General features: G+C 38.3%; 23 protein-coding genes. 19 read left to right on the top strand and 4 right to left on the bottom strand.

Going from position 1 to position 24,055, the window contains the following annotated elements:
• The first annotated feature begins 49 nt into the window (after positions 1 to 49).
• The 6 genes from GTH24_RS16290 to GTH24_RS16265 all read left to right on the top strand — a co-directional run bounded on the left by GTH24_RS16290 (position 50) and on the right by GTH24_RS16265 (position 5,096).
• Positions 50 to 373 carry a YqcC family protein gene (locus tag GTH24_RS16290; RefSeq protein WP_072070020.1) on the top strand — a complete coding sequence of 108 codons (324 nt, stop codon included), beginning with the start codon at positions 50 to 52 and terminating at the stop codon, positions 371 to 373.
• An 8-nt stretch (positions 374 to 381) separates the two neighbouring features.
• Positions 382 to 1,146: a tRNA pseudouridine(65) synthase TruC gene (truC, locus tag GTH24_RS16285; protein WP_072070019.1), complete on the top strand. Its 765-nt coding sequence runs from the start codon at positions 382 to 384 to the stop codon at positions 1,144 to 1,146.
• Positions 1,147 to 1,448: 302 nt separating this feature from the next.
• The gene (gene ptsG, locus GTH24_RS16280; protein WP_072070018.1) at positions 1,449 to 2,900 is read left to right on the top strand and encodes a PTS glucose transporter subunit IIBC; all 1,452 of its coding nucleotides are present in this window, start codon (positions 1,449 to 1,451) and stop codon (positions 2,898 to 2,900) included.
• 122 nt (positions 2,901 to 3,022) lie between these two features.
• On the top strand, positions 3,023 to 4,153 hold the full coding sequence (locus GTH24_RS16275) for a hypothetical protein (RefSeq protein ID WP_072070017.1): 1,131 nt from the start codon (positions 3,023 to 3,025) through the stop codon (positions 4,151 to 4,153).
• On the top strand, positions 4,126 to 4,578 hold the full coding sequence (locus GTH24_RS16270) for a hypothetical protein (RefSeq protein ID WP_072070016.1): 453 nt from the start codon (positions 4,126 to 4,128) through the stop codon (positions 4,576 to 4,578). The genes GTH24_RS16275 and GTH24_RS16270 overlap by 28 nt, the downstream gene beginning before the upstream one ends.
• Positions 4,579 to 4,652: 74 nt before the next feature.
• Entirely contained in the window at positions 4,653 to 5,096 is a 444-nt protein-coding gene (locus tag GTH24_RS16265) for a flavodoxin (protein ID WP_072070015.1), read from the top strand.
• Positions 5,097 to 5,257: 161 nt separating this feature from the next.
• Here GTH24_RS16265 and GTH24_RS16260 read toward each other — a convergent pair whose 3' ends face one another.
• From GTH24_RS16260 to map, 4 genes are all read right to left on the bottom strand, one after another.
• Entirely contained in the window at positions 5,258 to 5,644 is a 387-nt protein-coding gene (locus GTH24_RS16260; RefSeq protein WP_072070014.1) for a DUF3461 family protein, read from the bottom strand.
• 70 nt (positions 5,645 to 5,714) lie between these two features.
• Complete coding sequence (dapD, locus tag GTH24_RS16255; protein WP_072070013.1) at positions 5,715 to 6,539, bottom strand: 2,3,4,5-tetrahydropyridine-2,6-dicarboxylate N-succinyltransferase; 825 nt, start codon at positions 6,537 to 6,539, stop codon at positions 5,715 to 5,717.
• Between the two features lie 34 nt (positions 6,540 to 6,573).
• Complete coding sequence (gene glnD / locus GTH24_RS16250; protein WP_072070012.1) at positions 6,574 to 9,219, bottom strand: bifunctional uridylyltransferase/uridylyl-removing protein GlnD; 2,646 nt, start codon at positions 9,217 to 9,219, stop codon at positions 6,574 to 6,576.
• A 154-nt stretch (positions 9,220 to 9,373) separates the two neighbouring features.
• Positions 9,374 to 10,171, bottom strand: coding sequence for a type I methionyl aminopeptidase (map, locus tag GTH24_RS16245; protein WP_072070011.1), 798 nt, complete (start codon positions 10,169 to 10,171; stop codon positions 9,374 to 9,376).
• A gap of 598 nt (positions 10,172 to 10,769) precedes the next feature.
• Here map and rpsB point away from each other — a divergent pair.
• From rpsB to lpxA, 13 genes are all read left to right on the top strand, one after another.
• Positions 10,770 to 11,495: a 30S ribosomal protein S2 gene (rpsB, locus tag GTH24_RS16240; protein WP_036934040.1), complete on the top strand. Its 726-nt coding sequence runs from the start codon at positions 10,770 to 10,772 to the stop codon at positions 11,493 to 11,495.
• 135 nt (positions 11,496 to 11,630) lie between these two features.
• The gene (gene tsf, locus GTH24_RS16235) at positions 11,631 to 12,482 is read left to right on the top strand and encodes a translation elongation factor Ts (RefSeq protein WP_023582711.1); all 852 of its coding nucleotides are present in this window, start codon (positions 11,631 to 11,633) and stop codon (positions 12,480 to 12,482) included.
• A 134-nt stretch (positions 12,483 to 12,616) separates the two neighbouring features.
• The gene (pyrH, locus tag GTH24_RS16230) at positions 12,617 to 13,345 is read left to right on the top strand and encodes a UMP kinase (protein WP_023582710.1); all 729 of its coding nucleotides are present in this window, start codon (positions 12,617 to 12,619) and stop codon (positions 13,343 to 13,345) included.
• 112 nt (positions 13,346 to 13,457) lie between these two features.
• Positions 13,458 to 14,015, top strand: a complete 558-nt coding sequence (gene frr, locus GTH24_RS16225; protein ID WP_072070010.1) for a ribosome recycling factor — start codon at positions 13,458 to 13,460, stop codon at positions 14,013 to 14,015.
• A gap of 191 nt (positions 14,016 to 14,206) precedes the next feature.
• Complete coding sequence (ispC, locus tag GTH24_RS16220; RefSeq protein ID WP_072070009.1) at positions 14,207 to 15,400, top strand: 1-deoxy-D-xylulose-5-phosphate reductoisomerase; 1,194 nt, start codon at positions 14,207 to 14,209, stop codon at positions 15,398 to 15,400.
• A 283-nt stretch (positions 15,401 to 15,683) separates the two neighbouring features.
• On the top strand, positions 15,684 to 16,385 hold the full coding sequence (gene uppS / locus GTH24_RS16215) for a polyprenyl diphosphate synthase (protein ID WP_208105101.1): 702 nt from the start codon (positions 15,684 to 15,686) through the stop codon (positions 16,383 to 16,385).
• A gap of 1 nt (position 16,386) precedes the next feature.
• Positions 16,387 to 17,250 (top strand): phosphatidate cytidylyltransferase, encoded by an 864-nt coding sequence (gene cdsA / locus GTH24_RS16210; protein WP_072070007.1) that lies wholly within the window; start codon positions 16,387 to 16,389, stop codon positions 17,248 to 17,250.
• 9 nt (positions 17,251 to 17,259) lie between these two features.
• Positions 17,260 to 18,612, top strand: a complete 1,353-nt coding sequence (gene rseP, locus GTH24_RS16205) for a sigma E protease regulator RseP (RefSeq protein WP_072070006.1) — start codon at positions 17,260 to 17,262, stop codon at positions 18,610 to 18,612.
• Positions 18,613 to 18,651: 39 nt separating this feature from the next.
• Positions 18,652 to 21,045, top strand: coding sequence for an outer membrane protein assembly factor BamA (bamA, locus tag GTH24_RS16200; RefSeq protein WP_072070005.1), 2,394 nt, complete (start codon positions 18,652 to 18,654; stop codon positions 21,043 to 21,045).
• Between the two features lie 90 nt (positions 21,046 to 21,135).
• The gene (locus tag GTH24_RS16195) at positions 21,136 to 21,633 is read left to right on the top strand and encodes an OmpH family outer membrane protein (protein WP_036934019.1); all 498 of its coding nucleotides are present in this window, start codon (positions 21,136 to 21,138) and stop codon (positions 21,631 to 21,633) included.
• A 3-nt stretch (positions 21,634 to 21,636) separates the two neighbouring features.
• A complete protein-coding gene (gene lpxD / locus GTH24_RS16190) occupies positions 21,637 to 22,665 on the top strand; it encodes a UDP-3-O-(3-hydroxymyristoyl)glucosamine N-acyltransferase (RefSeq protein ID WP_072070004.1) in 1,029 nt (342 codons plus the stop codon).
• Positions 22,666 to 22,789: 124 nt separating this feature from the next.
• Positions 22,790 to 23,242: a 3-hydroxyacyl-ACP dehydratase FabZ gene (gene fabZ / locus GTH24_RS16185; RefSeq protein ID WP_006535887.1), complete on the top strand. Its 453-nt coding sequence runs from the start codon at positions 22,790 to 22,792 to the stop codon at positions 23,240 to 23,242.
• Positions 23,243 to 23,245: 3 nt separating this feature from the next.
• Positions 23,246 to 24,049: an acyl-ACP--UDP-N-acetylglucosamine O-acyltransferase gene (lpxA, locus tag GTH24_RS16180; RefSeq protein WP_072070003.1), complete on the top strand. Its 804-nt coding sequence runs from the start codon at positions 23,246 to 23,248 to the stop codon at positions 24,047 to 24,049.
• The last annotated feature ends 6 nt before the right edge of the window (positions 24,050 to 24,055 follow it).

Here is a 24,055-nt window from a genome sequence, read left to right as displayed (position 1 = left end):
TCCATCCCAATGTTATCCTTATTCGTAAGTTTTATATAAGGAACACATGATGACTCCAGAACAACGCATCTTAGCGAAATTGCTCTTAATCGAAGAAGAGATGAAGAACATTGAGCTATGGCAATTAGGATCACCTGCTGAGCAAGCATTTGAAAGTATTGAACCTTTTTGTATTGATACAATGAGTGCTCACGAATGGTTACAGTGGGTATTGATTCCGCGATTGTCATCAATGATTGAAAATGAGATGCCATTACCTAATTCATTTGCAATAGCACCTTATTACGAAGAAGCATTCAAAGATGATGAAAGTCGCGACTTTACGGATTTACTCAATCATTTGCGTGAACTCGACGCAATGTTTAAATCATAAGGCCAACAATGTTAGATATTATTTATCAAGATGAATATCTTGTTGCGGTGAATAAACCTGCTGGTTGGCTTGTTCACCGCAGTTGGCTAGATAGACATGAAACTGTGTTTGTGATGCAAACATTGAGAGATCAAATCGGGCAACATGTTTTTCCTGTACACCGCTTAGATAGACCTACATCTGGTGTTCTATTAATGGCGCTTTCTTCTGAGGTTGCTAGGGCTCTTTCTCAATCTTTTGAACAACATAAAACAGAAAAAATTTACCATGCTGTTGTCAGAGGATATGTTGAAGAGGCGTTAGTCATTGATAGCCCTTTAGTGGAGGAGTTAGATAAAATTGCAGACAAATTTGCAACTCAACCACCACAAATTCAAGAATGTGTAACACATTGCCAGCCATTAGCAACCGTTGAAAAAGAGGTTGCGCTTGGGCGCTATCCTACGTCTCGATTTAGTTTATTAGAATTGTGTCCTGAAACAGGCCGTAAGCATCAACTACGTCGCCATATGTCTCACATTCGCCACCCAATTATCGGTGATACGGCTCATGGTGATTTACGTCAAAACCGTGGTGTTGTAAATCATTTTCAATCTCATCGCTTGATGTTACATGCAAGCCATCTAAACTTAATTCATCCAATCACATTGCAACCACTAAATTTAACGGCGAAATGGGATCTCCCTTGGCAACATCTTATTAATCAATTTGGTTGGCGTGGATTAAGACCTGAATTAGAGCAGTATGGTGAAGATTTAGCTCATCACTTCTAATACCTTTCTTATCCCCAATATTTGTTTCATTTCGTTACTATCAAGGCTTTTTTACTTAAGTCTTGATAGTTTGCGCAAATTCACAAGCTCTATTAACTATTTGTAAAATATATAATTCTACAAATAGTTATGATCACATGTATTGAAACGTGACAGCTATCATGTATTCATTAAGCGATTTATTTTATGATGTAAAATAAATAAGGCTTATCATTAGATAAGTTTATGAAATAGAACCCACACTACTTTAAACAAATAAAAAACTTACAACATATAAAACCCACATTCCGGGAGTCTGCTTGATGTTTAAAAACCTATTTGTTGTTTTACAAAAAATCGGAAAGTCCTTGATGTTACCGGTATCTGTACTGCCTATTGCCGGTATTTTATTAGGGGTTGGTTCCGCAGATCTATCATGGATACCTTCTTCTGTTTCTCAAGTTATGGCAGAAGCGGGTGGTTCAGTTTTCTCTAATATGCCACTTATATTTGCCATTGGTGTTGCGTTAGGCTTTACCAATAATGACGGGGTATCAGCACTAGCTTCTGTAGTGGCTTACGGCATTATGTCTAAAACCATGATAGTAGTTGCTCCTTGGGTTTTAGGGCTTTCTCCAGCTGAAATTGAGGCTCAGCATCTTACTGATACTGGTGTGTTAGGGGGCATTATTGCAGGTATTATTGCCGCCTCCATGTTTAACCGCTTTTATCGCATCAAATTACCTGAGTATTTAGGATTCTTTGCAGGTAAGCGCTTTGTTCCTATTATTTCAGGATTAATTGCTATTTTTGTTGGGATTATCTTAGCTTTTATTTGGCCTCCTATCGGCACAGCTATCCAACGTTTCTCTGAATGGGCAGCCTATCAAAATCCGGCTGTTGCTTTTGGTATTTATGGTGTTGTAGAGCGTGGATTAGTACCATTTGGTTTACACCACATCTGGAATGTACCGTTCCAAATGCAAGTGGGTGAATATGTAAATAGTGCAGGACAAGTATTCCACGGTGATATTCCTCGTTATATGGCCGGTGACCCAACTGCCGGTATGTTGTCAGGTGGCTTCTTATTTAAGATGTTTGGTTTACCTGCTGCTGCTATTGCGATTTGGCATTCAGCACGCCCTGAGAATCGTGTAAAAGTTGGTGGTATCATGATTTCTGCGGCATTAACTGCTTTCTTGACAGGGATCACTGAGCCTATTGAATTCTCATTTATGTTCGTCGCTCCAATCCTTTATGTTATTCATGCTATTTTGGCTGGTTTAGCGTTTGTCATTTGTATCTTGTTAGGTATGCGTGATGGTACTAGTTTCTCTCATGGCTTGATCGACTTTATTGTATTAAGTGGTAATAGTAGCAAGCTGTATCTGTTCCCAATTATTGGCATACTTTATGCCATAACTTATTACTCTATTTTCCGTTTCTTAATCGTGAAACTAAACCTGAAAACACCAGGTCGAGAAGTTGAAGATAAAAACGCAAAACAAGCGGATAAAAGCGCGATGGGACAATCTTTAGTTACTGCTTTTGGTGGTAAAGATAATATCAGTAGTTTAGATGCATGTATCACACGCTTACGCATTGGTGTAAAAGAGATCGATAAGGTTGATCGTGATGAATTGAAAAGATTGGGCGCTGCAGGTGTAGTCGTTGTCGGCTCTGGTATTCAAGCAATTTTTGGTCCTAAGTCAGATAATTTAAAAACTGAAATGGATGAATATATCCGGTCTTTGGACACGACAGAAAAAGAATAAATTACTTTTGATTGAATTATAAAAACACTCTTATGTGTAGACAGGGAGTGTTTTTTTATTGAAATAATATAGATGAAAAATATGTAATTCTCTTAGGTATTAACCTGAACCTAGGAGTAAGTATGAATTCAACATTACCAATAGTAAATAATAAAAGATTTATACTCTTACTGGAAGATAGTAAAAAGGTCTCTTTTGATGAGAATGATCTATTTACATTTATAAAATATAAAGATGAAGAGCTAAAGGTTTTCAACAAAGATAAGATGTTTATTTTTTCAAATTTTAATTATGAATTAAAAAACACACTTGATAAATACATTTTAAATAAAAAAGATAGATTGGATAAGCTAAATAAAATTATCCTTAAAGAAGGGTTGGTTAATAATATAATAATCACTGATGGAAAAGTGGATATTTTGAATTTAAATAGTGGTGATGATCTTAATCGTTTGTTTTCTTCATTGTTAAAGAGTAAAAATAAACATAGCACACTTTTTAAAATGTTATTTAGTGATAAAAATGTATTAATTAATAAATTCATATCTAAAGATAAAAAAGAAATTTTTCATAATATTGATAAAATTGCAAATAAAATAAATAACAATGGGGTTTTATCATTAATTAAAAATAGAAAACAATTAGAAGTATATGATAAAAAAATGTCAGTAATGTTGGAGGTTCAATCAATAAAGCCTGAAGTTGTGCGAACCGAAAATGATTGTAATAATAAATCAATAGAAGCGGGATCTCACAACAACATAAAGCATTATAAAAAAGAAGAACAGAGTGATGATTTAAAATTAACAAGAGAAAAAAATAATGAAATCTCAAAGGAAATTAACAAATTAACAAGAGAGAAAAATAATGAAATCTCAAAGGAAATTAACAAATTAACAGGAGAAATAAATAATGAAAACTTAAAAATAATAAAGAAAATTAATGAAAAAAAAGAAAGATTAAATGAGTATTTAGAGGCCTTAAATGAAAGTTCGCTTAATATTATGAGATCTATAATTCATATATCTCATCTTATTAATTGTAATGATGAGAATATTGATAATAAATTTATTAATGAACTTAGTATTGATGTTAATAAATTAAGAGATAGAGGAAATAATATTAATTTAAATAGTAATTTTTTTAAATTAAGTGTTGTAGATTTGAATGAGAGGTTAAATGAAGTAAATTTGATTATTAGTGATCTCGATATAAATATAAAAAAATGGCTGGATTTAAAGTTCGTGAATTAAATGCTATTTATGAGGAAGTTGATTCATATAAACTCTTTACAATTTATAAAGATGATGTTGATTTTAAAAAGTATTTTTTTAATAAAATAAGAGATGCTTCTTCTCAATTGTGCCTTTATCATGAATCATTAGAAAATCCTAAGAGACTCTTCTTTAGAATGTATAAGTATTTTTTTCCGAGTAAGTATCTAGAAAAACAAAAGAAAAGTAATAATGCCTTTAATAAATTAAATATGTTATATGAAAATTTATTCCTTTTGCTGCAATCTAAAGATTTTAAAAATAATTTAGTACCTAAATGGGCATGTAAATTAGTGGCTAAAACAATAAATGAATCTTTGCCTATGAACGATATTTTTTGGCGATTTTCTAAAGAGCGCACCGAATGGAATAAAATTTATAAAGAATTTATTCTTGAGAAATAAGGTACATAATTTGTATATTGATAACGGTAGGATATGGCTTTCTATGTTTATTGATAGATGAAATAGAGGATATTATGGCTAAAATCGGTATTTTTGTAGGTACAGTTTATGGAAATGCATTAGCGGTTGCTGAAGAGGCTCAACGTATTTTACTTGAGCATAAACACCAAGCTAATGTTTATGAAGAAGGAACTCTTTCAGATTGGCAAAAATATTCAACCGTGTTAGTGATAACATCGAGCACAGGGCAAGGGGATCTACCTGATACTATCGCACCTTTATTTCATGAACTGCGTGATAATGTAGGATATCAGCCGGATCTACGCTATGGCTTGATTGCTTTAGGTGATAGTAGTTATGACCATTTTTGTGGTGCAGGGATACAGTTTGAAGAACTATTACAAGAGCATCAAGCAACGCGTATTGGTGACATACTGAAAATAGATGGTATGGATGTTGCTGAACCAGAAATATTTGCAATAGATTGGATAGAGAACTGGGTTAGTCAATTAGGTTAAATGAGAAAATAATTTGGTAAATCTCATTGGTTAATACAGAAATGAGTAAAGTGTCATATTTTAAATACCGCTTATTTCCATTTTATCAGCAAATAAGCGGTACTTTATGTAAAACTAATGTCTTAAATTGACTAAAATTAATTAGTCTTTGTATGATATTATCAACGACGAGTTAGTTTTTCTAAATCAGCTTCAATTTCAGCAATTTTGTTTGCGACAACATGTTCAAGATGGCGTAAATCGTCCAGAATTTTATGTTTTAAATCGACTTCTACTTGGTCTTGTTGGCAAATTTGATCTAATTCTTCAATCACATAACGTAAGTTAGCATTGATTTCATTTACTTCTTTAAAACCTTGCCCTGATTGACCATCAGAAATCGTTTTACGTTGACGCGGATATTTAAATTTTACGCTTTTTGCAAAGAATTCACCTTTGTCTTTGCGAAAATAGATTTTTAAAATATCGTTGTTAGCTTCTTGGCGTAGGGTGTAGCGGTCAATATCTTCAGGATGCGGGATCCCTAAATTTTTTAAATTATCGTACATATATTGGCACCTGATAGAAAAATGGGTGAAAGAATAGCGAACAGAATTAATTCTATCCGCTGTTCTTATATTAGTCGATAGTTCTTAACAATTCATTAATACCAACTTTTCCACGCGTTTTAGCATCCACTTTTTTCACAATAACCGCGCAATAAAGGCTATAGCTGCCATCTTTAGATGGTAAATTACCTGAAACGACGACAGAGCCGGCGGGTACTCGGCCATAGTGTACCTCGCCCGTTTCTCTATCATAAATCTTGGTACTTTGACCAATATAAACACCCATTGAAATAACCGCGCCTTCTTCAACAATAACGCCTTCAACAATTTCAGAACGTGCGCCAATAAAACAATTATCTTCAATGATGGTTGGATTTGCTTGTAGTGGCTCTAAGACACCGCCAATTCCTACACCGCCAGAGAGGTGAACATTTTTACCGATTTGAGCACATGAACCTACTGTAGCCCATGTATCAACCATGCTACCTTCATCAACGTAAGCACCAATATTAACGTAAGAAGGCATTAAAACAGTATTGCGAGCGATATAAGCACCTTGTCTAACGGCTGCTGGAGGGACAACACGAAAACCTTCTTTTTCAAAACGTGCTTGGTCATAATTAGCAAATTTCATAGGTACTTTGTCAAAATAGCGACTTTCACTGCCGTCTATCACTTGGTTGTGATTAATACGAAAAGAGAGTAGAACCGCTTTTTTTAACCATTGATGAGTCACCCACTGACCGTCAATTTTTTCCGCCACTCGCAGTTTTCCGCTGTCTAACTGTGTAATAACGTTATTAATTGCATCACGAATATGAGGCTCAACGTTGTTTGGAGTGATATCTGCACGATGTTCAAAGGCGTTATCAATAATAGATTGTAATGCTTGCATCAATAGTATTTCCTATATGTATTGTCGTGGGTTCCTATATTTTATCCTTTGAAACTAGTGCTTTTGTCAACCTTTCTACGACTTCATTCTTCATTTTTTGGTTTAACGCTTTATTTTCACTATCGGTTAATACGAAGAAATCCTCAACACGTTCACCTATTGTGGTGATCCTTGCACCATGTAAGGACAATGAAAGATCAGCAAAAACTTTACCAATAATTGCTAATAAACCAGGGCGATCTCGTGCAAATAATTCCATATAAGTGCGTTTATTATGATTAGACTCGACAAAATTAATTTTTGTTGGAACATCAAAATGGCGTAATTTTGCAGGTAGTGAACGTGTTTTCGCATTGGTGTTATAAGGAGCTGATACAACTTGGATCAAAGCGTTGCGGATAGCATTATATCTATCAATGGCAAGAGGCTTACCATTAGGCTCTAACACAATAAAGGTATCCATAGCCATATTATCGCGGTTAGTAAATATTTGTGCGTTATGGATGTTTAAATTACGTCTATCAAGTTCACCTGCAACGGAGGCAAAAAGAGAGGGTCTATCTGCGCACCAAATAAATATTTCCGTGCCACCATGTTCTGTTTGCTGGCTAATTAATACCATGGGAGTAGCACTATTATGTTCAATTAAAGCAAGGGCATGCCAAGCAATCTGTTCTGGTGTGTGCCGTAAAAAATAATCGGCGTGACAACGCCCCCAAATTGCTTGTAATTTTTCTTCATCAACATGCTCTGTACGTAAAATAGTTAGTGCTTGCAAACGATGATGACGGATGCGTTCACGTAAATCAGGAATAGAATGCATACCTTGGCGTAATTGCGCTTCTGTCGATAGAAAAAGCTCACGTAGCAAGCTCTGTTTCCAACTATTCCATAAGCTACTGTTGGTCGCGCAGATATCAGCAACAGTTAAACATAAAAGGTAGCGTAATCGACTTTCATTTTTTACTTCTGATGCAAACTGAAAAATGATGTCAGGATCTTGAATATCACGTCTTTGTGCTGTAACAGACATAAGTAAGTGATGACTAACTAACCATTCAACTAATGCTGATTCCCTTTGATTTAGGCCATGTTGTTGGGCAAAGTGGGCAACATCTTGAGCACCTAGCACAGAGTGATCACCATGTCGGCCTTTAGCTATATCATGAAAAAGTGCAGCTAAACGGAGCAATTCAAGTTGTGGAAGTTGTGGGTAAATATCAACACAGAGTGGGTGCTTTTCATGGTTTTCTAGAGAACCAAAGCTTTCGAGTTTTTGTAAAACACGGATCGTGTGTTCATCAACAGTATAGGCATGGAATAAATCAAACTGCATTTGCCCTACAATGTTATTCCATTGTGGAAAGTAAGCTGCGAGTACACTGTGTTTGTGCATAGGTACAAATGCGCCAGAAACGGCATGAGGATGACGCAAGATCTGCATAAAAACTTGGCGTGCTAGTGGGTACTCACATAAAGGTTGGACTAAATGACGACGCGCATAACGTAAATGGCGTAGTGTTGTAGAATAAATTCCCGTGATCTCTTTATGTTCTGCCATACGCAAAAATAGACGCATAATGGCGATAGGATCATCAAGAAAACAGCTATCATCGATAACATCAATGAGAGAGCCCCTTAGCTGGAATTCATTATCTAATGGTCGTGGTTTTACATTGGGTTGTAAAGCAAGGATGGCTTCATCAAATAATTGAAGTAACATATCGTTTAACTCACTAACACGGCGAGTAACGCGATAATAATCCTTCATCATTTTTTCAACCGGCTGATTGCCTTCTCCTTGATAATTTAAGTATTGAGCAACGTTAAGTTGTCTATCAAATAGTAGGCGATTGTCGTAGCGAGAAAGTACCAGGTGTAATGCAAAGCGAATTTTCCACAAAGTGTATTGGCATTCTAGTAGTTCTTGTCCTTCAGCGGGAGTTAAAAAGCCAAAGTTCACCATTTCTGAGATAGAGGTTGCACCAAAATGTCGATGAGCAACCCAAATTAGCGTGTGAATATCGCGAAGACCGCCGGGGCTACTTTTAATATCTGGTTCTAGGTTATAACTGGTACTATGAAATCGATTATGTCTTTGTTTTTGTTCTTCTATTTTTGCCGCAAAAAAATCAGGTGATGGCCAAAATCCTTGGCTGAAAATATGATTAATTAACTGTTGATAAAGTGATTGATTACCACAAACAAGGCGAGCTTCTAGTAAATTTGTCGCTACTGTTAAATCAGAGAGACCTTCTAAAAGACACTCTTCCATTGTTCTAACGCTGACACCGATTTCAAGACGAACATCCCAAAGTAAGGTAATTAATTTACTGATTTTGTCGGCTATTTCTGGCGATAAAGGTGAATCACTTAAAAACAGAAGGTCAATATCAGAAAGTGGGTGTAACTCTTGCCTACCATAACCACCAACAGCAATAATGCTAAGGTCAGGATAATCAGATAATTGAGTATAACGCCATAATTGTGTTAAGAGTTGGTCAATAAAATGGCTACGGGCTTGAAGCAATAAAGTTATATCGACATTGTGGTGAAAAGCATCAGCTAACCAAGACTGAAATTGTTCGATAGATTGTTTTAGCTCAGTGTGATTTTGTGTGTTTTTCGTCAGCAAAAAAGGGGAAGGGGGCTGTGTTTGAAATACGTTTTTAGTGGTCATCATTCGTCTTCTTACTCAATATTTGCCTATGGCATTAAGACTAATGTTAAAACGATAACCTGACTAGCAATTCTGCTATTCCATTACAAATAAAATAAGAAAAGCGACACATCTCGAAAAAATATGTCGCCTTTACACGGTAAACTAAAGAGTGTTATTCGTTAATTAAAACCGCAGAAATAAACGGCTCTTCTTCTTTGCGTAATGTCATGATTTCACAGCCGTTATCAGTAACGACTAAGGTGTGTTCATATTGTGCAGACCAGCCTCTGTCTTTAGTTTTAACAGTCCAACCATCTTTCATTGTACGAATACGATAATCACCAGTATTAACCATAGGTTCAATGGTAAATGCCATCCCTTTTTGTAACACAACACCACTATCATCTGCATCATAGTGGAGAACTTGTGGCTCTTCATGGAATCCTTCTCCGATACCATGACCGCAGTATTCACGAACAACCGAAAAATCATGCCCTTCAACAAATTTTTGAATAGCTTTACCCAGTTCACGTAAGCGAATACCCGGTTTTACCATTTTAATTGCTAAATATAGGCTTTCTTGGGTGATACGACATAAACGCTCACCTTGAATGGTTGGTTTTCCTACGATAAACATTTTTGAGGTATCGCCATGAAAACCATCTTTAATAACAGTGACGTCAATATTAACAATATCACCATCTTTAAGGATTTTTTCTTCGCTAGGAATACCGTGGCAAATAACATCGTTAACAGAAATACAAACTGATTTAGGGAAACCATGGTAGTTCAGACAAGCAGGGATTGCCTGTTGTACATTAACAATATGTTCATGACAAATACGGTCTAATTCAGCAGTATTTACGCCTGGTTTTACGAAAGGTGCGATAATTTCAAGAACTTCTGCCGCAAGACGACCTGCGACGCGCATTTTTTGAATATCTTCTTCTGTCTTGATTACAATAGCCATTTGAGTTCTTCGTTTAGATTAAGGCCACAATACTCATGACATAACACAAGTTGGTTGTTTCATATTTTGTATTGCGGGTTAAATGAATGATGATGAGAAATAATTCTGATTACCATTTATGATATCAGCAGAAAGTGGGCATGCCAATAAATAGGATGTGTGTAATCTGCCTGATATCGAGAATAATCACGAACATTACGCCTTCTGAATCTGATTGTCTTTACATATTGCGCTTTTCTCTTTGGCATTTTTTATAGTGATTTGATATTAGAGCAATATTCACAGCAATCGCTTTAATAATCTCTTTTTTCACTGTTTAATATCTCCAATTTTATGTCAAATACGCCGTTATCAAATACAAGTAATAGTGGTTTCTTAAGGTTATTTATGGTATAAAGCGCGCCGGAGTTCTGTTATTGCATCACATCCAGAGTAGTAACAGTAAATCTGAACATTCAATTGTGTTAATTACACACACAAATCGGCACATAACGCCGGGGTGCTCTTATGTAAAGGTTAAAACCTTTACAGCTGATGAGTCGGTCGTATGGGATTTGTGGACGAAATAACCCCAAATTTAAATTTATAGAGGTCTAAAATGGCAACTGTTTCAATGCGCGATATGCTGCAAGCCGGTGTTCACTTCGGTCACCAAACTCGTTACTGGAATCCAAAAATGAAACCATTCATCTTTGGTGCGCGTAACAAAGTTCATATCATTAACTTGGAAAAAACTGTTCCAATGTTCAATGAAGCTCTGGTTGAACTGAACAAAATTGCTTCTCGTAAAGGCAAAATCCTGTTTGTTGGTACTAAGCGCTCTGCCGTTGAAGCTGTTAAAGAAGCAGCAGAAAGCTGTGACCAGTTTTTTGTAAACCACCGCTGGTTAGGCGGTATGCTGACTAACTGGAAAACTGTTCGTCAGTCAATCAAACGCCTGAAAGATTTAGAATCTCAGTCTCAGGACGGTACTTTTGACAAACTGACCAAGAAAGAAGCGTTAATGCGTTCTCGTGAACTTGGTAAGTTAGAAAACAGCCTGGGTGGTATCAAAGACATGGGCGGTTTACCTGACGCTCTGTTTGTTATCGATGCTGAACACGAACACATTGCTATCAAAGAAGCAAACAACCTGGGTATCCCAGTATTTGCTATCGTTGATACTAACTCTGATCCAGATGGTATCGACTTCATTATCCCTGGTAATGACGATGCAATCCGTGCGGTTAAATTATATCTGACCGCTGCAGCTACAGCTGTTCGTGAAGGTCGTTCTCAAGATCTGGCTGTTCAGGCTGAAGAAGGCTTAGTCGAAGCTGAATAATAAGGCATGCTCGTAAGAGCCCTTATTTAACCAGGTATTGCTATATATTGGTTAGGGGGCCTCAATAGGCCCCCTTTACACATCTGCTATGAGAACATCTATGGCTAGCCCATAGAAAAGTCGAGGAAGAAACAAATGTCTGGAATTACCGCTGCATTGGTAAAAGAACTGCGTGAACGTACTGGCGCAGGCATGATGGAATGTAAAAAAGCGCTGGTTGAAGCTAATGGTGATATCGAATTAGCAATCGACAACATGCGTAAATCAGGTCAAGCAAAAGCGGCTAAAAAAGCAGGCCGTGTTGCAGCTGAAGGTATCATCCTTGCAGAAGTTGCTGCTGATGGTAAATTCGGTGCGCTGGTTGAACTGAACTGTGAAACAGACTTCGTTGCTAAAGACGCTGGTTTCATCGCTTTCGGTAAAGAAGTTATGGCTACTGTATTAGCAGACAAAACTGATGATATCGAAGCTCTGAAAGCTAAATTCGAAGAAGCACGTACTGCATTAGTTGCTAAAATTGGTGAGAACATCAATATTCGTCGCGTTGCTGTATTAGAAGCTGAAGAATTAGGTACTTATCTGCACGGTGCTCGTATCGGTGTTTTAGTTTCAGCTAAAGGCGCTAACGAAGAACTGATCAAACACATTGCTATGCACGTTGCTGCAAGCAAACCAGAATATGTTCGTCCTGAAGATGTTCCTGCTGATGTTGTTGAGCATGAACACCAAATTCAGATGGATATCGCAATGCAATCAGGTAAACCACGCGAAATCGCAGAAAAAATGGTTATTGGTCGCATGAACAAATTCACCGGTGAGATTTCTCTGACTGGTCAGCACTTCGTAATGGATCCAAGCAAAACTGTTGGTGAACTGCTGAAAGAAAACAATGCTGATGTTATCAACTTCGTTCGTTTCGAAGTAGGTGAAGGTATTGAGAAAGTTGAAGCTGATTTCGCAGCAGAAGTTGCTGCAATGAGCAAATAATAACGCTTAGCGTTAACAGAGCCGCCTAATGGCGGTTCTGTTTTGTTACAATCTCCACTGACTGTTTATTTTCTTTATTAAAAGAGAAGCTATCTAAAACCTCCAATTGACTAATCTGCTTAGGACAGAACACCATGGCAACCAATGCAAAACCCGTATATCAGCGAATTTTATTAAAACTGAGTGGTGAAGCTCTGCAAGGCGCAGAAGGCTTTGGTATTGATGCGAGCGTACTTGATCGCATGGCTCAGGAAATCAAAGAACTCGTTGAATTGGGTATACAAGTCGGTGTTGTAATTGGCGGTGGTAACTTGTTCCGTGGCGCCGGTCTTGCAGCAGCAGGTATGAACCGTGTTGTCGGTGACCACATGGGAATGCTTGCAACAGTAATGAATGGCTTAGCAATGCGTGACTCATTGCATCGTGCTTATGTAAACGCACGCCTTATGTCTGCATTTCCACTGAATGGTGTCTGCGATAACTACAGTTGGGCAGAAGCAATTAGCTTATTACGCCATGGTCGAGTTGTTATTTTCTCGGCTGGTACAGGTAACCCATTCTTTACTACCGATTCTGCTGCGTGTTTACGCGGTATCGAAATTGAAGCTGACGTTGTGCTAAAAGCAACGAAAGTGGACGGCGTGTATTCAGCCGATCCAACCAAAGATCCTGATGCAGTACTTTATGAAACACTGACTTATCAGGATGTATTAGAACGTGAATTGAAAGTCATGGATCTTGCTGCATTCACATTAGCCCGAGATCATAATTTGCCTATCCGCGTATTCAATATGAATAAACCAGGTGCATTACGTCGGGTTGTAATGGGTGAAAGTGAAGGAACTTTGATTTCTCACGCTTAATACACAGAGACAACGGTATAATTTGGCGTTAACATCAATAGTACGCCAATTCATTTATGTCGATAGAGTTTGATATCGACTGGAAGATAACCAGTTCCCAAGGGTTTATAACGTGATTAATGAAATCAAAAAAGATGCTCAAGAACGCATGGATAAAAGCGTTGAAGCACTAAAAAGCCAGATTAATAAAGTTCGTACTGGTCGTGCGTCTCCAAGCCTTTTAGACGGTATTGTAGTGGAATACTACGGAGCGCCAACCCCATTAAACCAAGTGGCTAACGTTGTTGCAGAAGATGGCCGTACACTGGCAATTACGGTTTTCGACCGTACTTTAGCACCCGCTGTCGAAAAAGCGATTATGGCATCAGATTTAGGTTTAAATCCTTCATCTGCTGGTACGATTATTCGTGTTCCACTCCCACCATTAACTGAAGAACGTCGTAAGGACTTAATCAAAGTTGTTCGTGGTGATGCGGAACAAGGTCGTGTATCTGTTCGTAATATCCGCCGTGATGCTAATGATAAAGTAAAAGCATTACTGAAAGATAAAGAAATTAGCGAAGATGATGAGCGCCGTTCACAAGATGACATTCAGAAATTAACTGATATGTTCATTAAAAAAATTGATGAAGCATTAGCGCTGAAAGAAGCAGAGCTAATGGAATTCTAATTTTATATCTTTTTTTGATAATGCCGCTTTTAGCGGCATTATTTTTGGTTATTTATTTGAAATTTCGTGCTTAATACCTTCTTTTTGTCACATTATTTATTAAAGTTTTCATCTTTCTCCCTCATTTACCTTGTCATACTGATATAATTCTCTTTAATTAAAACGTTGTAGACATACTGATTGATTAATAAATGAAACAAATAACTATATTAGGCTCAACAGGGTCTATCGGAACAAGCACACTTTCCGTTATTGAAAATAATCCTGATGAGTATCAGGTTCTTGCCTTAGCTGCAGGAAAAAATGCAAATAAAATGGCGCAACAATGTGTCACCTTTCAACCTAAATATGCAGTGATGTCTGATGAACAAAGCGCAAATCAGCTTAGACAGTTACTCGCCAATACATCCTGTAAAACAGAGATTTTATCTGGTTCCCATGCAATTAATGAGATAGCAGCACTTGATGAAGCTGATCAAGTTATGTCTGCGATAACTGGTGTTGCTGGACTAAAACCAACACTTGCAGCCATAGAGAAAGGTAAAAGAATTTTATTAGCCAATAAAGAATCACTGATAACTAGTGGGCGTCTTTTTTTTGATGCAGTAGCTAAGTATGGCGCAACTGTCTTGCCGATTGACAGTGAACATAACGCAATTTATCAAAGTTTACCTAAAGCCATCCAAGAAAATTTAGGCCATGCATCTTTAGCTGATGAAGGCGTGACCAGTATTTTACTAACGGGATCAGGTGGACCTTTTCGTTATACCCCGTTAGAAGAACTTGAGGCAATGACGCCAGACCAAGCTTGTGCTCATCCAAATTGGTCGATGGGACGCAAAATCTCAGTTGATTCAGCAACAATGATGAATAAAGGGTTGGAATATATAGAAGCTTGCTATTTTTTTAATGCTTCAGAAGAGGAAATGGAAGTAATTATTCACCCTCAATCAGTTATCCACTCAATGGTTCGCTATCGTGATGGCAGTATTATTGCTCAAATTGGTGAACCTGATATGAGAACACCAATTGCGTACTCAATGGCTTATCCGCATCGTACTCAATCAGGTGCAAAAGCATTAGATTTTTTTGAGATTCAATCGCTAGAATTTATTCGCCCAGATTACCAACGTTATCCTTGTTTAGCACTTGCCATTGAAGCATCTAAGCGTGGGCAAGCGGCAACAACAGTGTTAAATGCGGCTAATGAAGTCGTTGTTGATGCTTTTTTACACGAAAAAGTGAAATTTACTGATATTGCTAAAATTAATCGCAAAGTTGTTGAACATTTTGACCTATCAGAGCCTCAAAGTATTAATGATGTTCTAGAAATTGATAAATTAGCCAGATTAAAAACTCATCAGATAATCACTCAATTTGTATAATGGCGATTATATTTAATATAGGGTGTTTGTTCGTCTTTCTGGCTAATGGTATAGTTGCCGAATCACTAAAGACAATAATGAAAATTAACAGTTCATTACTAAAGCTACTGCTTTAGCAACTTTGAGGCTTTGCCAAAGGCCGTGGGTGACACGGTTTTTTTTTGTGCATGGGTTATCCGAAGAGGACTGTCTGTATCAGTATCAGATTAGCAAAGGGTTAAATTGAGTGAACTTATCCAGTGACGATTCATCCGCATCAAAACCAAAGCATGTTGCTATCATTATGGATGGCAATGGACGCTGGGCTAAAAAGCAAGGGAAACTCCGAGTAACGGGGCATCGCGCGGGAATTAAAGCAGTTCGGGATGCGGTTAGCTTTTCCGTAAAACACAAAATTGAATCACTAACGTTATACGCATTTAGTAGCGAAAACTGGAATAGGCCTGAGCAAGAAGTCAGTTCTCTCATGGAATTATTTGTCTTCGCCTTAGACAACGAAGTGAAAAGCCTACATAAACACAATGTTAAACTTACGGTTATTGGCGATATCAGTCGTTTTAGCCGTCGCCTACAAGACAGAATTAAAAATTCTGTTGCACTAACTGCGAATAATACAGGGCTTAATTTGAATATTGCTGCTAATTACGGTGGACGATGGGATATTACTCAAAGCGTAAAACAATTAGCGACCTCTCTCTCAAAAGGAGAAATTAATCTCGAAGATATTAATGAAAATGCCATATCTTCACATCTTTGCTTGCATAATCAACCTTGTGTCGATCTTGTGATCCGTACAGGTGGTGAGCATCGCATAAGTAATTTTCTTATTTGGCAGATAGCTTATGCTGAGCTTTATTTTACACAGGTTTTATGGCCTGATTTTGATGAACAAGTTTTTCAGAATGCACTAGATGCTTTTGCTAAACGGGAAAGACGTTTCGGTGGTACTACATCAGAAACAGATACTATAAATCTGGGAGGATAACTTGCTTAAGTATCGTGTCATCACCGCATTAATTTTAATCCCTATTGTAATTGCAGCACTATTTCTACTACCTCCAGCAGGTTTTGGGTTAGTGATTATTGCAATATCAGGCTTAGCAGGTTGGGAATGGGCGCAATTTATTGGCTGGCACTCTCAAGGTAAACGTATTGCAACAGGGATAGGCTTTGCTGCATTGTTATTAATTATGCAGTTATCTTTACCCAATTTTGACCACCTACTCGACACCCCAATGATAAAAAATGGTTTGTGGGCTGGTTTAATTTGGTGGGTAGCCGCAATTTTATTAGTTGTAAGTTATCCGAATTCAGCCAATATGTGGAAAAATTCAGTTTTTATTAAGCTATTGTTCGGTATATTGACGATTGTTCCTTTTTATTGTGGCATGATGGCATTGCGTATGTTGGGGTATAACACTGATACTTACACAGGTGCATGGTGGTTATTGTATGTCATGATATTAGTTTGGGCTGCTGACTCTGGTGCTTATGCATTTGGACGCTTAATGGGGAAACATAAAATGGCTCCTAAAGTGTCTCCAGGAAAAACCCTTGAAGGGTTAGTTGGTGGATTGATTACTGCTGGTGTAGCTTCAGGGTTATTTACCTATTTTGCACCAGTAATCGAAGTTCCCGATAATTTATTATTAATATCAGGTGTTGTTGTCATTGTATCGGTATTTGGTGATCTGGCTGAAAGTATGTTTAAACGTGTTTCGGGCATAAAAGACAGTAGCCAATTAATACCTGGGCATGGTGGTGTGCTTGATAGAATTGATAGTTTGACTGCAGCTATCCCAGTTTTTGCAGGATTGGTCTTCCTGATTTCTTCTGGCTTTAAACTATAAAGGTAAGTAATGGGTATCCTGTGGAATCTTGCCGCATTTATTATCGTTTTAGGTATTTTGATTACGGTACATGAGTTTGGGCATTTTTGGGTAGCTAGGCGTTGTGGGATCTATGTTGAGCGTTTTTCTATAGGTTTCGGAAAAGCTATTTGGCGAAAGGTAGATAAACACGGCACTGAATTTGTTATCGCATGGATACCTTTGGGTGGCTATGTAAAAATGTTAGATGAACGTGTTGGTGAAGTTCCACCTGAACGACGTCATCTAGCATTTAATAATAAAACAGTGGGGCAACGAGCCGCTGTTGTTGCTGCAGGACCGATTGCCAACTTCTTGTTAGCAATCGTCGCCTATTGGATTGTTTTTATGATAGGTGTACCTGCATTAAAACCTGTAATTGCAGACATTCGTCCGAATTCTATTGCAGAACAAGCAAAATTAACGCCTGGAATGGAACTAAAATCCGTTGCTGGTATCGAAACGCCTGATCAGAATTCAGTTCGTTTAGCATTAGTCAGTAAAATTGGTGCCAAAGAGGTTTCATTCGTTGTTTCAGATCCAAATTCTCTCTCTGAGAGTGAGAATATACTGAATTTACAGCAGTGGAATTTTGATCCTGAAAAACAAGATCCCATCTTATCTTTAGGGATTATGCCTGTTGGCGCGAGATTAGACTCGAAAATTGTTGAAGTAACGGTAGGCTCTGCTGCTGAAAAAGCAGGTTTACAGGCAGGGGATCGTATCGTTACAGTTGATGGTCAGCCAATTGATACATGGCATCCATTTACTTATTTTGTTCGACAAAGCCCAAATAAAGCATTGGCTCTTCTTGTTGAACGTAATGGCTCGTCATTGGAATTAATGATTACACCGACAGCTATTACACTGAAAGACGGCACTGAAGTAGGGCAAGTTGGTGCGCAATTACAAGTATTACCTCCTGATGAGCAATACTTGATAATGCAACAATACAACCCATTTTCAGCACTGTATGAAGCTTCTGATAAAACATGGCAGTTGATGGGTTTAACTGTCAAAATGATTGGCAAGTTAGTGGTTGGTGACGTCAAATTAACTAACCTTAGTGGACCTGTTTCTATCGCGAAAGGCGCAGGAATGTCTGCTGATTCTGGGTTTGTTTATTATTTGATGTTTATGGCGCTTATTAGTGTCAATTTGGGGATCATTAACTTGTTTCCCCTGCCTGTCTTAGATGGCGGGCACCTGCTTTTCCTGGTTATCGAAAAGATAAAGGGAGGGCCGGTATCTGAGCGTGTACAAGACTTCTGTTATCGTATTGGTATTATGGCACTGATGCTTTTAACGGGACTTGCACTTTTCAATGATTTCTCTCGCTTATAATTGGTAAGCAGGGACCGGTTAGGAAAACACAAAACAACGATGGCGATGAAAAAGTTGCTTATAGCGTCGCTGCTGCTGGGCAGCGCCACTGCATACGGTTCAGACGGATTCGTAGTTCAGGACATTCAATTTGAAGGTCTTCAACGCGTCGCCGTTGGTGCAGCATTACTGAACATGCCTGTCCGGGTTGGAGACTCGGTTAGCAATGATGATATCAGTCGAACAATCCGTTCGTTATTTGCGACAGGAAATTTTGATGATGTCCGTGTTCTACGTGACGGAAGTACACTAATTGTTCAAGTAAAAGAGCGTCCAACAATTGCCAGCATTACTTTCTCTGGTAACAAAGCAATCAAAGAAGATATGCTAAAACAGAATCTTGAGGCTTCTAATATTCGTATTGGCGAGACACTCGACCGTACAATGTTAGCGAATATCGAAAAAGGGCTTGAAGATTTCTATTATAGTGTTGGTAAATATAATGCAACTGTAAAAGTAGTTGTTACACCTCTTCCTCGTAATCGTGTTGATTTAAAACTCGTATTTGCAGAAGGTGTATCAGCAACAATTCAGCAAATCAACATTGTTGGTAATAAAGCGTTTTCTACCGCTGAGCTCGTTAACCGCTTCCAATTACGTGATGATGTGCCTTGGTGGAACTTAGCTGCGGATGAAAAATATCAAAAACAAAAACTAGCTGGTGACTTAGAAACATTAAGAAGTTTCTATCTCGATCGTGGTTATGCTCGCTTTGATATTGAATCAACTAATGTCAGCTTAACACCAGACAAAAAAGGAATTTACATTACCATTAACCTGAAAGAAGGTGATAAATACACGGTAGAAAATACCGAAATCAATGGTAATACGGCAGGCTATACCAAAGATATTGAAGAGCTTATCCAAATTGCTCCCGGCTCTCTTTATAATGGCGCGCAAGTGACTAAAACAGAAAATGATATTAAAAATCTGTTAGGCCGTTATGGATATGCTTATCCTCGTGTTATGACTAATCCTGAAATTAATGATGAAAATAAAACCGTTAAACTGCATGTAAACGTAGATGCAGGAAACCGTTTCTATGTTCGTCAAGTACGTTTCGCAGGTAATGACATCACGAAGGACTCTGTTTTACGCCGTGAAATGCGTCAAATGGAAGGTGCATGGTTAGGTAGCGATTTAGTTGAACAAGGTAAAGAGCGTTTAAATCGTTTGGGGTATTTCGAAACGGTTGAAACAGAAACGCAACGTATTCCAGGTTCACCTGATCAAGTTGATATTGTTTATCGCGTAAAAGAGCGTAACACGGGTTCTCTTAACTTTGGTGTCGGTTTCGGTACTGAAAGTGGTGTGAGTTTCCAAGTGGGTGTTACCCAAGATAACTGGTTAGGTACAGGTAACGCAGTTGCGATTAATGCGAGTAAAAATGATTACTCAACTTATGCTGAATTGTCTGTTACTGACCCGTATTTTACCGTTAATGGTGTAAGCTTAGGTGGTCGTATCTTCTATAACGACTTCCGTGCAAATGACGCTGATTTATCAGGTTATACCAATAAATCTTATGGTGTTGATGGAACTTTAGGTTTCCCAATTAATGAATATAACTCAGCACGTCTTGGCTTAGGCTATACTCACAATGGTCTGTCACGTATGGAACCGCAGGTTGCAATGTGGCGTTATCTAGAAAGTATGGGTGAAAACCCAGGCTTTGATAAGCGTGAATCCTTTAATGCTGACGACTATACTGTCAGTTTGGGTTGGACCTTCAATAACTTAAACCGTGGTTTCTTCCCAACATCTGGTGTGAGAAGTAACTTAAGTGGGCGTGTGACTGTACCTGGCTCTGACAACAAGTACTACAAAGTGACTTGGGACGGTATGGCTTATTACCCAATTAATGAAAAAGAATCTTGGGTAACGCTATTTAAAGGCCGTTTAGGCTACGGTGATGGTTTAGGTGGTAAAGAATTACCATTCTATGAAAACTTCTATGCCGGTGGTTCTGGTACTGTTCGTGGTTTCCGTTCAAATAATATCGGTCCTAAAGCGATTTATCTTGATGCAAATGGCAAGCCAAAACCAGGTGAACCATCAAGTGATGCAATCGGTGGTAATGCCATGGCAGTGGCAAGCTTTGAGCTGATCACACCAACACCATTTGTCGATGATAAATATTCATCTTCAGTTAGAACATCGGTGTTTGTTGATGCGGGTACAGTGTGGGATACCAATTGGAGTAGCACAAACTCTGCTTGGACCGCAGGTATGCCTGATTATAGCCGAGCAAGTGATATACGTGTTTCAACTGGTGTTGCGTTACAATGGTTATCACCTTTAGGTCCGTTAGTATTCTCTTATGCTAAACCAATAAAAGATTATGAAGGCGATAAATCAGAGCAATTCCAATTTAATATTGGTAGAACGTGGTAGCGATGTAAGTAAAGTTGATGCCTAATTCAATATTGAATTAGGCATCCGATTTCTGACAAAAAATTATTTTTGGTTTTAAGGAGTTTAATCGTGAAAAAATTGTTATGTGCCGCTGCCCTAGGAATGGCATTGACCATGTCAGCTGGTGTTCAAGCCGCAGATAAAGTAGGTGTTGTGAACATCGGTCAAGTTCTCCAACAAATTCCTAACCGTGATGCGGTAGAGAAGCAATTGGAAAATGAATTCAAATCACGTGATACTGAATTGCAGAACTTAGGTAAAGCATTACAGACTGCTGTTGAGAAATATCAAAAAGATGCACCAACCATGAATGCAACACAACGTGCAAATACAGAGAAAGATCTGGTTGCTAAACGTGAAGCATATGCACAAAAAGCACAAGCTTTTGAGCAAGACTTTAGCCGTCGTCAAGCTGAAGAACGTAACAAAATCATGAAACGTGTATTAGATGCTGTTGATGCAGTAGCGAAGAAAGAAGGCTATGATGTTATTTTAGATGCTAACACTGTACCTTATTTCGCAGATGGTAAAGATATTACTGCTCAGGTTCAAAAACAGGTTAAATAATAGATGTTTTCAATTCGATTAGCTGATCTTGCTCAGCAATTGAATGCACAGTTACACGGCGATGGTGATATCACTATCGCCGGTCTTGCTTCAATGAGCCTAGCAAATAGCGAACAAATTACATTTCTTTCTGATAGTCGCTATCGTGAGAAATTAACTGAATGTCAAGCAGCTGCTGTTGTATTAACAGAAGCCGATCTTCCATTCTGTCCGGTTGCCGCACTTGTGGTAAAAAACCCGTATACTGCCTATGCTCAAATGGCGCAGATTATGGATACAACTCCACAACCAGCACAAGATATTCACCCAAGCGCTGTGATTTCTCCTGATGCTAAATTAGGGAAAAATGTGTCAGTGGGTGCAAATGCCGTTATCGAATCGGATGTTATCCTTGGTGATAATGTTGTGATTGGTGCAGGTTGTTTTGTTGGTAAAAAAGCGCATATCGGCGATAATAGCCGTTTATGGGCAAATGTATCGATTTATCATGAAGTTATCATTGGTAAAGATTGCTTAGTTCAATCAGGAACAGTTATTGGCTCTGATGGTTTTGGTTATGCCAATGAACGTGGTAATTGGATCAAAATTCCACAATTAGGTTCTGTTGTTATTGGTGATCGTGTAGAAATCGGTGCATGTACAACAATTGACCGAGGCGCATTAGATAACACAGTTATCGGTAATGGTGTTATCATTGATAACCAGTGCCAAATCGCACATAACGTCATTATAGGTGACAATACCGCTGTTGCGGGGGGCGTCATCATGGCGGGCAGCCTGAAAATAGGCCGTTACTGTATGATTGGTGGAGCAAGTGTTATCAATGGTCACATGGAAATCTGTGATAAAGTAACGGTAACAGGAATGGGTATGGTAATGCGTCCTATCACTGAGCCGGGAGTTTATTCTTCAGGTATTCCGCTACAACCGAACAAAGCATGGCGTAAAACCGCAGCACTTGTGTTGCGAATTGATGAAATGCAAAAAAGACTTAAGTCGCTTGAACGTCAAGTAGAAAGTAGCGACAAGTAACAAAGTACGTCATCGACGGTTGTTACCTATTTTGCGACCTGCGGGTTAACTCACTTTTTTGAGTCACAGCAGGTCGTGTTATTATTAATTAGACGCAGTTTTATTAGACAGGAAGAGTATTGCAATGAGTGAGAATCATACTCTGCAAATCGAAGAAATTTTAGATTTACTTCCACACCGTTACCCATTCTTATTGGTTGATCGTGTCCTTGATTTTGAAGAAAAGAAATTTCTAAGAGCAGTAAAAAATGTATCTTTTAATGAGCCTTTCTTTCAGGGTCACTTCCCAGGAAAACCTATTTTCCCAGGCGTATTGATCCTAGAAGCCATGGCACAAGCAACGGGTATTTTAGCATTCAAAAGTGTAGGAAAGCTGGAACCTGGTGAGCTCTACTATTTTGCTGCTATTGATGGTGCTCGCTTTAAACGTCCTGTCTTACCTGGGGATCAAATGATCCTAGAGGTAGAATTTATTAAAGAACGTCGTGGTGTTGCTCGCTTTAAAGGCGTCGCTAAAGTTGATGGGGAAATTGCTTGCGAAGCTGAAATGATGTGTGCTCGCCGCCGTGAGGTCTAGCCTATGATAGATAAATCCGCAGTCATTCACCCTTCCTCGATTATTGAAGAGGGCGCAGTAATTGGTGCTAATGTTCGCATTGGCCCTTTTTGCGTTATTGGTGCAAACGTTGAAATTGGTGAAGGTACTGATATCAAATCTCACGTTGTTATCAATGGGCATACGCGTATTGGTCGAGAAAATCAGATTTATCAATTTGCCTCTATTGGTGAAGCAAATCAGGATCTGAAATATCGTGGTGAGCCAACACAAGTTATTATTGGTGATCGTAACCTTATTCGTGAAAGTGTGACTATCCATCGTGGAACAACCCAAGGTGGCAATATCACAAAAATCGGCAATGACAACTTACTGATGATTAATACGCATGTCGCACATGATTGTATTATTGGTGACCGCTGTATTATTGCTAATAACGGAACACTTGGTGGTCACGTCACTTTAGGTGATTTTGTGATTATCGGTGGTATGAGTGCAGTTCATCAGTTTTGTCAAATTGGCTCTCACGTTATGGTGGGCGGATGTTCAGGTGTGGCACAAGATGTTCCTCCTTTTGTTATTGCACAAGGAAACCACGCAACCCCTTATGGGCTGAATATTGAAGGATTAAAACGCCGAGGTTTTGCTAAAGAAGATCTTCATGCAATTCGCAATGCTTATAAAGTTCTTTACCGTAATGGTAAAACACTGGAAGAAGCACGTGAAGAAATTGGACAACTGGTTGCAGATAATAATAATCCGTATGTTAAGTTGTTCAGTGATTTTCTGGAAAACTCAGCAAAATCTAACCGTGGCATCATTCGCTAATTAGGA

Origin of the sequence: Proteus vulgaris, from assembly GCF_011045815.1 — a bacterium.
GTDB classification, from domain to species: domain Bacteria; phylum Pseudomonadota; class Gammaproteobacteria; order Enterobacterales; family Enterobacteriaceae; genus Proteus; species Proteus vulgaris_B.
This window is presented reverse-complemented; position numbering and strand designations above follow the sequence as displayed.

Coding starts and splice junctions, on each gene's coding strand:
- ispC (WP_072070009.1), top strand. CDS start 14,207: ATGAAACAAATAACTATATTAGGCTCAACAGGGTCTATCGGAACAAGC.
- map (WP_072070011.1), bottom strand. CDS start 10,171: ATGGCTATTGTAATCAAGACAGAAGAAGATATTCAAAAAATGCGCGTC.
- fabZ (WP_006535887.1), top strand. CDS start 22,790: ATGAGTGAGAATCATACTCTGCAAATCGAAGAAATTTTAGATTTACTT.
- GTH24_RS16265 (WP_072070015.1), top strand. CDS start 4,653: ATGGCTAAAATCGGTATTTTTGTAGGTACAGTTTATGGAAATGCATTA.
- uppS (WP_208105101.1), top strand. CDS start 15,684: ATGGATGGCAATGGACGCTGGGCTAAAAAGCAAGGGAAACTCCGAGTA.
- lpxD (WP_072070004.1), top strand. CDS start 21,637: ATGTTTTCAATTCGATTAGCTGATCTTGCTCAGCAATTGAATGCACAG.
- truC (WP_072070019.1), top strand. CDS start 382: ATGTTAGATATTATTTATCAAGATGAATATCTTGTTGCGGTGAATAAA.
- GTH24_RS16270 (WP_072070016.1), top strand. CDS start 4,126: ATGGCTGGATTTAAAGTTCGTGAATTAAATGCTATTTATGAGGAAGTT.
- dapD (WP_072070013.1), bottom strand. CDS start 6,539: ATGCAAGCATTACAATCTATTATTGATAACGCCTTTGAACATCGTGCA.
- bamA (WP_072070005.1), top strand. CDS start 18,652: ATGGCGATGAAAAAGTTGCTTATAGCGTCGCTGCTGCTGGGCAGCGCC.
- ptsG (WP_072070018.1), top strand. CDS start 1,449: ATGTTTAAAAACCTATTTGTTGTTTTACAAAAAATCGGAAAGTCCTTG.
- GTH24_RS16275 (WP_072070017.1), top strand. CDS start 3,023: ATGAATTCAACATTACCAATAGTAAATAATAAAAGATTTATACTCTTA.
- pyrH (WP_023582710.1), top strand. CDS start 12,617: ATGGCAACCAATGCAAAACCCGTATATCAGCGAATTTTATTAAAACTG.
- lpxA (WP_072070003.1), top strand. CDS start 23,246: ATGATAGATAAATCCGCAGTCATTCACCCTTCCTCGATTATTGAAGAG.
- GTH24_RS16290 (WP_072070020.1), top strand. CDS start 50: ATGACTCCAGAACAACGCATCTTAGCGAAATTGCTCTTAATCGAAGAA.
- GTH24_RS16260 (WP_072070014.1), bottom strand. CDS start 5,644: ATGTACGATAATTTAAAAAATTTAGGGATCCCGCATCCTGAAGATATT.
- rseP (WP_072070006.1), top strand. CDS start 17,260: ATGGGTATCCTGTGGAATCTTGCCGCATTTATTATCGTTTTAGGTATT.
- rpsB (WP_036934040.1), top strand. CDS start 10,770: ATGGCAACTGTTTCAATGCGCGATATGCTGCAAGCCGGTGTTCACTTC.
- glnD (WP_072070012.1), bottom strand. CDS start 9,219: ATGACCACTAAAAACGTATTTCAAACACAGCCCCCTTCCCCTTTTTTG.
- tsf (WP_023582711.1), top strand. CDS start 11,631: ATGTCTGGAATTACCGCTGCATTGGTAAAAGAACTGCGTGAACGTACT.